The sequence below is a fragment of the Candidatus Poseidoniia archaeon genome (genome assembly GCA_030748895.1).
GTDB lineage: Archaea > Thermoplasmatota > Poseidoniia > MGIII > CG-Epi1 > UBA8886.
In genome coordinates this window covers 1-9,481 of the sequence record JASMLC010000019.1, presented here as the reverse complement: position 1 = coordinate 9,481, position 9,481 = coordinate 1, and the positions used below count along the sequence as shown (strand labels likewise).

Annotated in this window: 9 protein-coding genes and 1 tRNA gene; 6 read left to right on the top strand and 4 right to left on the bottom strand. The window is 62.4% G+C overall.

The genetic code is table 11. The annotated features are described in order from the left end of the window. Both QGG57_06670 and QGG57_06665 read right to left on the bottom strand, forming a co-directional pair. A partial coding sequence (locus QGG57_06670; GenBank protein ID MDP7007846.1) for a hypothetical protein occupies window positions 1-776 on the bottom strand: 776 nt, incomplete at its 3' end. Further along, entirely contained in the window at window positions 769-1,464 is a 696-nt protein-coding gene (locus tag QGG57_06665; protein ID MDP7007845.1) for a twin-arginine translocase subunit TatC, read from the bottom strand. The genes QGG57_06670 and QGG57_06665, both read right to left, overlap by 8 nt. 69 nt (window positions 1,465-1,533) lie before the next feature. Between QGG57_06665 and QGG57_06660 the strand changes: the two genes are divergently transcribed. The 6 genes from QGG57_06660 to QGG57_06635 all read left to right on the top strand — a co-directional run bounded on the left by QGG57_06660 (window position 1,534) and on the right by QGG57_06635 (window position 5,234). Next, complete coding sequence (locus tag QGG57_06660) at window positions 1,534-2,685, top strand: glycosyltransferase family 4 protein (GenBank protein ID MDP7007844.1); 1,152 nt, start codon at window positions 1,534-1,536, stop codon at window positions 2,683-2,685. Window positions 2,686-2,726: 41 nt separating this feature from the next. Continuing rightward, window positions 2,727-3,197, top strand: a complete 471-nt coding sequence (locus QGG57_06655) for a hypothetical protein (GenBank protein MDP7007843.1) — start codon at window positions 2,727-2,729, stop codon at window positions 3,195-3,197. Beyond that, complete coding sequence (locus QGG57_06650) at window positions 3,198-4,238, top strand: PrsW family intramembrane metalloprotease (GenBank protein ID MDP7007842.1); 1,041 nt, start codon at window positions 3,198-3,200, stop codon at window positions 4,236-4,238. Next, complete coding sequence (locus QGG57_06645) at window positions 4,235-4,564, top strand: PadR family transcriptional regulator (GenBank protein ID MDP7007841.1); 330 nt, start codon at window positions 4,235-4,237, stop codon at window positions 4,562-4,564. The genes QGG57_06650 and QGG57_06645 overlap by 4 nt, the downstream gene beginning before the upstream one ends. Further along, on the top strand, window positions 4,557-5,120 hold the full coding sequence (locus QGG57_06640; GenBank protein ID MDP7007840.1) for a hypothetical protein: 564 nt from the start codon (window positions 4,557-4,559) through the stop codon (window positions 5,118-5,120). Before QGG57_06645 ends, QGG57_06640 begins: the two co-directional genes overlap by 8 nt. Before the next feature lie 37 nt (window positions 5,121-5,157). Then, window positions 5,158-5,234, top strand: a tRNA-Lys gene (locus QGG57_06635). 1 nt (window position 5,235) lies between these two features. Here the strand turns inward: QGG57_06635 and QGG57_06630 are convergent. Both QGG57_06630 and QGG57_06625 read right to left on the bottom strand, forming a co-directional pair. Further along, entirely contained in the window at window positions 5,236-7,710 is a 2,475-nt protein-coding gene (locus QGG57_06630) for a winged helix-turn-helix transcriptional regulator (protein MDP7007839.1), read from the bottom strand. A gap of 531 nt (window positions 7,711-8,241) precedes the next feature. After that, window positions 8,242-9,159, bottom strand: a complete 918-nt coding sequence (locus QGG57_06625; GenBank protein MDP7007838.1) for a tyrosine-type recombinase/integrase — start codon at window positions 9,157-9,159, stop codon at window positions 8,242-8,244. Between the last annotated feature and the right edge of the window lie 322 nt (window positions 9,160-9,481).

The window sequence follows — 9,481 nt, the reverse complement described above, 5'->3', positions numbered from 1 at the left end:
GGTGCGATGAGTCGCACCGCGCCCAGCGCAACCAGCGGCGCCGCCAGCAGCGCCCCCAGTGGCAGCCCGGTATCGCCGAGGATGGCTGTGCGGAAGCCGGCGGCGTAGCCGACCCAGTAGAGTGCCGTCAGTGCCGCCGCGGTCGCCAGCGCGAAGTAGGGGGCGCGGCGGCGGCTGCCGGCCGCCGTCTCTAGCGCCAGCATCCCGGTGCAGCCCGCTACGGCGAGCAGCAGCGTGAAGTGGTGCATCAGTAGCAGGCCCAGCAATAGTATGCTGAATGGAGGCGCCCAGCGGCGTGGCGCTGCCAGCACGCCAGCGAAGGCGTAGACCAGCAGCAGGCCAAGCGGGTCAGCGAGGCCGCCCGGCATCGTGTGAGAGTTGGCGTAGACGACCGGAAACGCGACCGCGTAGCAGCCGCAGCCGACCAGCGCCGCGTCGCTGCTGACGAAGCGGCGCCCAGCGAGGAACAGTGCTGGCACCGCCAGCGCGCCCGCGGCGGGGATGAGCCAGAAGAGGGTCGCCGGCAGCGGCGTTCCGCATAGCAGCGTTGCGCTGGCGGCCAATATCTGCATCCCCTGGAACCATGAATAGGCGCGACCCCACCCGAGATAGCCGTCCTGCAGCAGCGCGCCATCGTCGACGAGCGCCACGCTGAGGAACAGGTATTCGCCCGAATCGCTGCCCCATAGCCCCCAGCGCCACTGGTGCGAGAGCCGTAGCGCCAGCGCGCCGAAAGCGATGGCGGTTATGAACAGCATCCGCCGCCGGTCAGCCACGTGCGCCCCCCGCCAGCCAGTTGCCCGCTTCGAACAGGAACACCAGCAGTGCGGTCGTCAGTAGCAGCCCGATGGTGCTCGGGTCAGGCGTTACGAACAACGCCAGTGCCAGCAGTAGTCCCCACGCTAGCTTGCGGGCTTGCGCGAGCCCGCCATCCCAGATGCCGCTGCGCTTTGCCATGAATGCCAGCAGCGGTAGCTGCAGCGCGATACCGGCCCCGAGCGAGAGCGAGAGCAGCAGCCCGACGGTCTGCGCCAGTGAGAATTGCGCTTCTCCGGGGCCGCCGGCGAGCAGCGGCAGCAGCCGCGGCAGCACCAGCAGCCAGCCGAGCGCCGTGCCGCCGGCGAACAGCGCCAGCGAGAGCGGGATGGCGCGCTGCGCGAAGGCACGCTCGCGCGTTTTCAGCCCCGGACGCGCGAAGCGGTAGGTCTGCAACAGCGCCAGCGGCAGCGCGCCGAGGCAGCCCGCTAACGCCGCGAGGCCGAGTCGCACGCGTAGGAATTCCGCCGGTGCGTAGAGGCTCACGCTCCCCGTCAGGCCGTGGTAGTCGAGCATTGCCCGCAAGATGGCGTCGCTCCCGGCGAAAGTCGCGGCTAACAGCAGCCCGAAGAGCAGCAGCGGCCCCAGCAGCGCGCCGCGCAATTCGCGCAGGTGCGTCGGCAGCGGCTGAGGGCGGTCCGCGGGCACGCGTCACGAGCGCAGCGCCCGCCTAATAAGCACAGAGCGCCGCTTTAATCCGGGGCTGCATCCCGCCGCATGCGCGTCCTGCAGGGCTGCGTCCGCTACCCGCCGGCGCCGGGCGGGGCCGAGACGCATGTCGCCGCGCTCGCCGAGGGGTTGCAACAGCGCGGCCACGACGTCGCGGTGCATACGACTGACCTCTGGAGCGAGACGCCCTTCACGCGCCGCGAGATGCCGTCGCAGGTCAACGGCGTTCCCGTGACGCGCCACCGCGCGCGCAGCCCCGGCGGTGAGGCGCATTACGTCCTCGCGCCGGGGATGGTTTCGGCCTTCCTCGCGGCGGAGGTGGATATTGTCCACACCCATTCCTACGGCTATTTCCAGAACAGCACCGCGCTACTGCGCCGCCGGTTGCGCGAGACGCCGTGGGTGATTACGCCCCACTTCCATCCCACGTGGAGCATGTGGGGCGGCGCCCGCCGGCTCGGACTGCGCCGAGTCTATGACGCGACCGTTGGCCGCGAAACGCTGGCAGCGGCTGACGCAGTCGTCTGCGTCAGCCGCCATGAGAGCGAACTGCTGCTGGCCGAGGTCGGCTGCGACCCCTCCAAAATCCGCGTGATTCCCAACGGCATCCACTGGGAAACGTGGCGCGAGCCACCGACCGGCGCGCGGTTCCGCAAGGCGTTCCCGCAGCTGGGCGAGCGGCTGGTGCTCTACGCCGGGCGGCTCGCGACCAACAAAGGACTGCCCGACCTCGTCACGGCCGCCGCCAGCTTCCCCGAGGCGGAGCTGCTGCTGGTGGGGCAGGACATGGGTCCGGGCGAAGCACTCGATGCACAGGCTGCCGCCGCGGGAATCACGCTACACCGGCTGGGCCACCTCGACGACGACCTCTACCGCTCCGCCTTCAGCGCCGCCGAGCTACTGGCACTGCCGTCGGACTACGAGGCGTTCGGCATCGTGCTGCTCGAGGCGGCGGCGGCCGGCCTGCCGGTAGTCGCGACACGCGTCGGCGGCGTGCCCGAGGCGGTCGCCGAGGGTGAAACGGGGCTGCTGGTGGATTACGGCGACCCCGTCGCCCTCGGCGCGGCGATTGCGTCGCTGCTTTCGGACGCGAGCGCGGCAGCTGCGCTGGGCGCAGCGGGACGCGAGCGGGTCGCCCGCGACTTCACCTGGGAGAATATTGTGGGTCGGATTGAAGCGCTCTACGGGGAACTGCGCTAGAGGCCCGACACACTTAAATAAAATCAGGCCTCCTCCGAGGAGTGGCCCCCGACCGCGTAACTTTCCGTTTCCCGATTGATTCACAGTTCCGGGTCGACTGGGATGATTTCCGCCAGAGGGCCAAGGACGCGGGGAAAACTACGGCGCAACTGTTGCAGGAGCTGGTGATGGAGCACCTCGATGACGAGGCCCACGGCGAGGAGGCCGACCTGCGGGCGCTGATTGAATCCGAAGAGCCACAGGTGCGCAAGGTACGCAAGGTGCGCAAGCGGACGCCGGTAGTCCCGTTCGAGCCGGAGCTGGATACTGGTGCGATGCGGCCCGAGGATACACCCAAGTTCCGCATTCTGGCACTGTTCCGTTCGCTTAACAGGGGCGACGGTGTCGACCCTGACGAACTGCTGGCCGAGGCGGAGCGGCTTGAGATACCGGATCCGCAGCGTGAAATGCAGAAGCTGGTGCGGCGCGGAATTCTATATATCCACGACGGGCTGTGCCGCGCGGCGACTTAGATGCAGGCACCTCCAACTCGTTACCTCTGGTTCTTCCTCATCATGCTGATGGCGCTGTCGGCCAGCTTCGGCTACGGGCTGGCGGCGCTCTTCATCGGGATGGCGTTTGTCCCGGCACTGCTCTACCTGAACTGGTTTCGCAATTTCGAGAAACATGACCCTGAGCCGTGGGGAGCGCTCTATCAGGCGTTCTTCTGGGGCGCGATTACCGGTATCATTCTGGCGGGTGTAGTCAATTCCATACTGATTGTGATGGTCTCGCTGGTGGCCGGCGCGGCCGTTGCTATGGTTGTGGCTGTGGTGATTATCGCCCCGTTCGTGGAGGAATTCCTGAAAGCGATGGGGCTGATGCGCGCCGGCGTCAAGGAGGAGGTGGATGAGGTCGAGGATGGGCTGATTTACGGCGCTGCCTGTGGCCTCGGCTTCGCCGCCACCGAGAACCTGATGTACGGCTGGAGTGTCGTCGGCGAAGGCGTGGCGGTGACTGCGGTGGTAATCGTGATGCGCACTTTCTCGGCGACGCTGGTACACGCCAGCGCCACCTCGTTCACCGGCCACGGGTTGAGCCAGTACCTGGTGCATGGCGCCTCGTGGAAGGTGGTGGCGAAATACTACCTGATGGCGGTGGGGCTCCACGCTTTCTGGAACGGGATGATGACGCTTGGCACCTATGACATCCTGCCGGGAGTCGGTTTCATCTTCGCGCTGGTCGTGGCAATCGGGGCGCTCCAGTTCAGCCGCAGCAAGATTCAGGAGCTCGACGAAAAGCGGGTGGAACTGACGTACCAGCAGAAGCTCGACCAGCAGCCCGGGGCAGGCGACTGGTGGACGCAGAGCCGCGACAAGTGGGAAGGGCGCGGCGTCGCCTGGGGTGACCGCGAAGCGGCACGCCAGCGGGAGCAATTGCAACACGAGCGGGAGCATGCCCAGCGACAGGCTCAGGCGGAACAGCAGCAGGCGCAGCGCCGGACCACTGCCACTCCCCACCGCGAGTCAGCGACTGACGGAGACGGCTGGGCGACCTACCATCAGGAACGATGACTGGCTGGAGCCGGGAAATCCGTAAGGGCGCTATCCAGCTTTGCTTGCTGGCGCAGCTGCGGCAGCGCCGCATGTACGGCTTCGAGATTATCCGCGTGCTGCGCGAGCGCTCGAACGGCTTTTTCGACCTGAAGGAGGGGACGCTCTACCCGGCTCTGCACCGGCTCGAAAAGCGCGGGCTGGTTGAGGCCGAGACCGTAGCGCAGGAAGGCCGCCCGCCACGCAAGTACTACCATCTGACGCTCGCAGGCGCGGCGGCGCTGGCGGAAGCCGAAACGGAGTGGAACTCGATGACGTCGGCCATGGGGGACATCCTGGATGGGTGACGACGCCCCGCTGCGGGAATACCTCGCGGCGCTACGCGGTGGCCTGCGCTTCCGCGACACGGTGCTCGTCGCTGGCTTGCTGGCGGAGCAGGAGGACCACTTGTGCGCCGAGGCCGCGGCGGCCGGGCAGCCGCTGGCTGATGCGGTAGCGCAAGCGACCCCACCCGGCGAGCTGGCGGCCGCGTATCGCGAGATTTACCCTGTCGCGACTGGCTGGGCACTGGCGGCCGGCGCGGCCGTGCTGGCGCTCGGTTTCGCGTCAGCCGCCGACCAGAATATCCTCGACAGCACCGGCCGCTGGCTGCTCGCCAACCTGCTCTACCTCGGCGGGCTGCTGCTGCTCGGCCTGCGCACCCCGCCACGCATCGCTATCGGCGTCGCGGTCGCTGGCCTTGTGGTGCGCACCCTTAGCGGGCTGGGGCTGCTCAGCTCGGGTGTGCTCTATCCGGCTTCGCCGGAGTTCCTGCTGACTGCGCAACTGGCGGTGAGCCTCGGCGGGCTGCTGCTGGCGGCGCTGCCGGGCTGGTTCATCCGGCGCGACACGGGCTGGCTGTAAGATAATCTTTTATCGGCGGCAGCCTGCGCAGCCTCGCGGGCCTGTAGCTTAGCTAGGTAGAGCGTCCGGCTCTTAACCGGACGGCCATGGGTTCGAATCCCTTCAGGCCCGCCAATCAGGTGAAGTGCAGTGGATAGAGCCGCGTGATGCGGCCGCTGGGCTCGACGCGGATGAGCGCCTGCCGGGTGAGTGCGTTGACGTGGTAGTTGACTTTCTGCCGGCTCATATCGAGCCGCGTCGCAATCATCGACTGAGTGATTCCCGGCTCTTCCTTGATGAGCATCACAATCTGCTGCTGCACTTCACCGGTCACTGGTGGGCGGGCGACCACGCCCGCCCGCTCGGCGCGGCAGGGATAGAAGAGTCGCTGGCGCCCGGCTCGGAACGATTCGATAACCGAATGGTTCTCGAGGACGTTCAGGTGGTGCGACAGGGTCCCGTTGTGCAGGTTGAAGTGCTCGCGCAGCTGGGTGAAGTTGGCACCAGGGTGGCCGTAGATGTAGCGCATCAGGTTCTGCCGCGTCGGCTCGTCCGCCAGCGTGTCGCGGCGCAGCCGAGTATAGAGTGGCAGGAAGAGTTTGAAGCCGAGGTAGCGGCTGTTCTCCGAGGATGCAGTGTAGAATACCAGCCCCAGGAATGAGAGCAGCGCCAGCATGCTAGTGGCGGGGCGCGGCAGTTCAATCACAGTGGGCTCTGCCACTTCCTCTCCATCGCCAGCGACGACGCGGAAGTCCTGCTCCGCAATGGCTGAGTAGAGCAATTCATCCTGCTGGTAGACCTTGAGGCGCAGCTGGTAGAGGCCTCCTTGCTGTGGGGCGTGGCTGAAGCTGGCGCTGAATTCCTCGCCGTGCCCGAGCTCCTCGATATTCCGGCTCCAGATGTTGCTCTCGCTGCCCGACGGTGCCAGCAGGATAATTTCCGCCCGCAGCCCATTGGCCGGGAAGCCGTCGTTGAGTAGCGCCAGCTTGCCCCGGATTTCCTGCTCCGCTAGCAATGAGTGCCGGTCAAGCCGGACTTCCGAAGCTTCGAAAACGGGTTCACGGTAATCAAATAGTAGAGTCACAGATTCGCTGATTCCGACGCCGGGGAGCCTCACTGTGACGGTAACCGGGCTGCTGCCGGGCTGCGGGATACTGGCGTGGGGGGTGATGGTGACCGGGATGGTAGCGACTGTCCCGGGAGCAATGAGCGCCGTGGACGGACCGGAAACCGAGGTTAGGAACAACGGAGAATAGTGGTATTCAAGCATGAATTCTTCGCTGTAGAAACCGCTGTTGCCGATTGCCAGTTCAATCTGCATGGGCGCCGGGTCAAGCAGTTCAGCCGTATAGACCTGCCATTCGTCGCCAGTATCGACCACGGCCAGCTCGCTACCGATGGAAATACCGTAGGTGTCAAGGCTCACGGCCGCAACGATTTCGATCCCAGAGGCGACGATGGCAGGCAGGCTCTCAGTTTCGACTTCCAGGATGTGGTAGTTCTCATGCGATTCGAGCAGGGTGAAGGGCACTCCAAGCGCGGGAACCGCTTCGCTACCGCTCTTCAGCAGGATGGCACAACTGCGCGCGCCGGGATCGTCGAAATCTGCGATAGCCGCTGCCGAATGGCCAATATAGAATTCCAGCGTAGATGTAACGCCCGTGCTGGTTTCGAAGCGCAGTTCGGCGCGGTAGATTCCCGGCTCCGCGAGCGTGGGGGCGAATGTGACTGATTTCTGCTCGCCGGAAGCGAGGGCAACTGACTGGAGTCCTTCGTCAACCACAACCTCATTTTCGTAAATCAGGAAATGGGCAGAAATATTTCCCAGTTCTTCATCCACTAATCCGAAGTTGGTGAGGCTGGCGTCGAGGCTGCTGCCACCGTCAAGGGGCACGAAGTGGTATCCGGGAACGCTGGCCCGGAGGTCGTGCCAGCGCTTGACACCTGAAAGCGAAGTCTGGCCAATCTCCCAGCCGCAACCGTCGTCACAACTGGCGTAGAAACGCAGGTATATTTCGTCCGTTTCCGGCAGCGCAATTATGAAATTATCGTTATTCCCGTTCACTGTCAGGAGCGAAGTCCAGCTGGCAGAATAACGGTCTTCCGGGAGGTAGTCGGTCGAGTAGCCCAGCCGCAGCACACCTGTCCCGGCGCTGGCGTCCGAGAAGAATTCCAGCCACGGCTCGCGCAGGTGCCCGAGCGTTACCGGCCCGATGACTGCGCCGGCGACGAAAGGCTCCGGCGAGTCGGAGAGGCGGAGGCTCCCGTCCCATTCCCAGAAGCCGTTATCGGTATCGGAATCGTAGTCAACCCTGTCGAACTGCTGTAGGTCCAGACTAGCTATAACTTCCCTGAAGCGGAGGGTTTCGGTTGAGGTCTCGGTCCACTTGGAGGTGGAATTGGAGATGGTGGCAGTGAGGCTGAAACTGTAGTCGCCTGAAGTGGGAACCGTGAAATTGAAATAGATTATTTGATTTATATACCTATCGAGGGAAATCGACTGCACTTCAGGTATGCCTTGGACAAGTGTCTGGTGGTCAATGCTGGTGACACTGAATTTAAGGTCGTAGTCAAGGCTTTCATCCCGGTGATTCTGTATAATGTACTCCAATTGATTTTCTTCATTTGCGTTTAAATGATTATATTTTAGCAATTGAGTAGAATCAGCTTCCGAACCTGGGAGGAACACAAGGACACCCAGAAAGAGGGCCCCAACCAAGGCATACCAGCAGGATATCCTTGTGTTCATCGACCATTCATGGGACTCGTGTATTAATAACTTCTGTACAATATTTTGACAATTGAGAGGATTAATTTTGATTTATAATAATAATATAATAATTATATTATTGATAACACATTAATCGATTAATTAATATGCTGACATGAAATTAGTTCAGGCGTCAAGTATCTGTCCCAGGAACTGCTGCATTCGCCCGGTCTTCGGTGCGTCGAGCATCGCCGGCAGAAGAGGAGGACAGTGGCCTGCCGGGTCTCTCGCTGCTCGTCTCGGCTGGCGCACTGGGCGCTATCGCGCTCCGCCGCCGCCACTAGACCAAGAACGCACCAAGGAACCCGCCGCCATCTGCGGCGGGTTCCAAGCTGCATCATGCCATGCGCCAGCGAATGCCTTCTCGAAATGCTAGAGGCTGATTTCGAGCAGGTCGCCCGGTGCGCTTGCGAAGTCCTGGTCCAGCCCAAGGTAAATCTCGGTGGTGCGGATGCTGCTGTGCCCCAGGCTAAGCTGTACCTGCCGCAGGTCGGCGCCAGCCTTGTAGGCTAGCTGCGCGTAAGTGCGCCGCAGGTCATGCGGCAGTACCTGCTTTCCAAGGAGTTCCCGGCTGTGGCGGGCGACAATATCACGCACGGCCTGCGGGGTTATGCTAGCTGAGCCCGGCGTCCCGTTCCTGCGGATGGAGAAGAAGATGAACGCGCCGGGCCGTAGCTCCGCCGAGGCTGCGAGCCATTCCTCGAGGCATTTCCCGGCCCAGGTGGGGACGGCGACAGTGCGCTGACGGTCGCCCTTGCCACGGATGTTGGCGATGACCAGCCGTCCCTGCGCTTCCTGCATCTGCTCGAGTCGCAGGCCGCAGAGTTCAAAGCGCCGCAAGCCACAGCCTGCCAGAAGTGCCAGGATGGCGCGATCGCGCACGTCGTGGATGCGGTCGCGCAGCAGGCCCTGTAGCAGTTCCTGCACTTCCGCGAGCGTGAGCCAGGTACGCAGGCGCTGGCCTCGCGGACGCCGGAACCGGATTTCGAGCAGGTCCCGGTATGTTTTCTCGTTAATCGTCCCGAGCCGCCGGAGGTCCTTGAACAGCTGCCGCAGTACAGACAGGGTCGTCGCGATGGTCCCGCGCGCTTTGCCGCTGTTTTCGAGGTAGAGCAGGTATTCCCTCACGATCGCGGCGTCCAGCGCCGCGTGGCCGGCGGCCGAATACCAGGCGAGGAATTTTTCGAGCGCACTGCGGTAGGACTGGCGGCTGTTCTGGTTCTGGAGCCGGTTCGTGACTGAATTAACCATTTCACGCAGGGCAGGTACGGTTTCACTGGTAGTTTCCATGTTACTTGTTATAATGTCTATAAAAGAAAGTAATATATAAAGTAATCGGTTTTTGCAGGTATGACCAGATCACTGGCAAACGCAGAAACCCCTAGGGTGTGTACAAAAACACCAGGGGTTTGTGAATATTAGTATAATCTATAATATATTGTGTTTTACTATAATTGATTAAATAATAGTAATTATTAAATAATGGCAAAACTATTAATTATAGTATTTCTATTAATATTATATGTTTTAGTATATTCTATTATATTATAATTATTAATTAAATTAAATAAAGTAGTATTTTTGGCTTGCGAATAATTCTATTTTTTTCCTC

Excerpts from the sequence above, each read along its gene's own strand:
- QGG57_06660 (MDP7007844.1), top strand. The coding sequence starts at position 1,534 with ATGCGCGTCCTGCAGGGCTGCGTCCGCTACCCGCCGGCGCCGGGCGGG.
- QGG57_06650 (MDP7007842.1), top strand. The coding sequence starts at position 3,198 with ATGCAGGCACCTCCAACTCGTTACCTCTGGTTCTTCCTCATCATGCTG.
- QGG57_06645 (MDP7007841.1), top strand. The coding sequence starts at position 4,235 with ATGACTGGCTGGAGCCGGGAAATCCGTAAGGGCGCTATCCAGCTTTGC.
- QGG57_06640 (MDP7007840.1), top strand. The coding sequence starts at position 4,557 with ATGGGTGACGACGCCCCGCTGCGGGAATACCTCGCGGCGCTACGCGGT.
- QGG57_06625 (MDP7007838.1), bottom strand. The coding sequence starts at position 9,159 with ATGGAAACTACCAGTGAAACCGTACCTGCCCTGCGTGAAATGGTTAAT.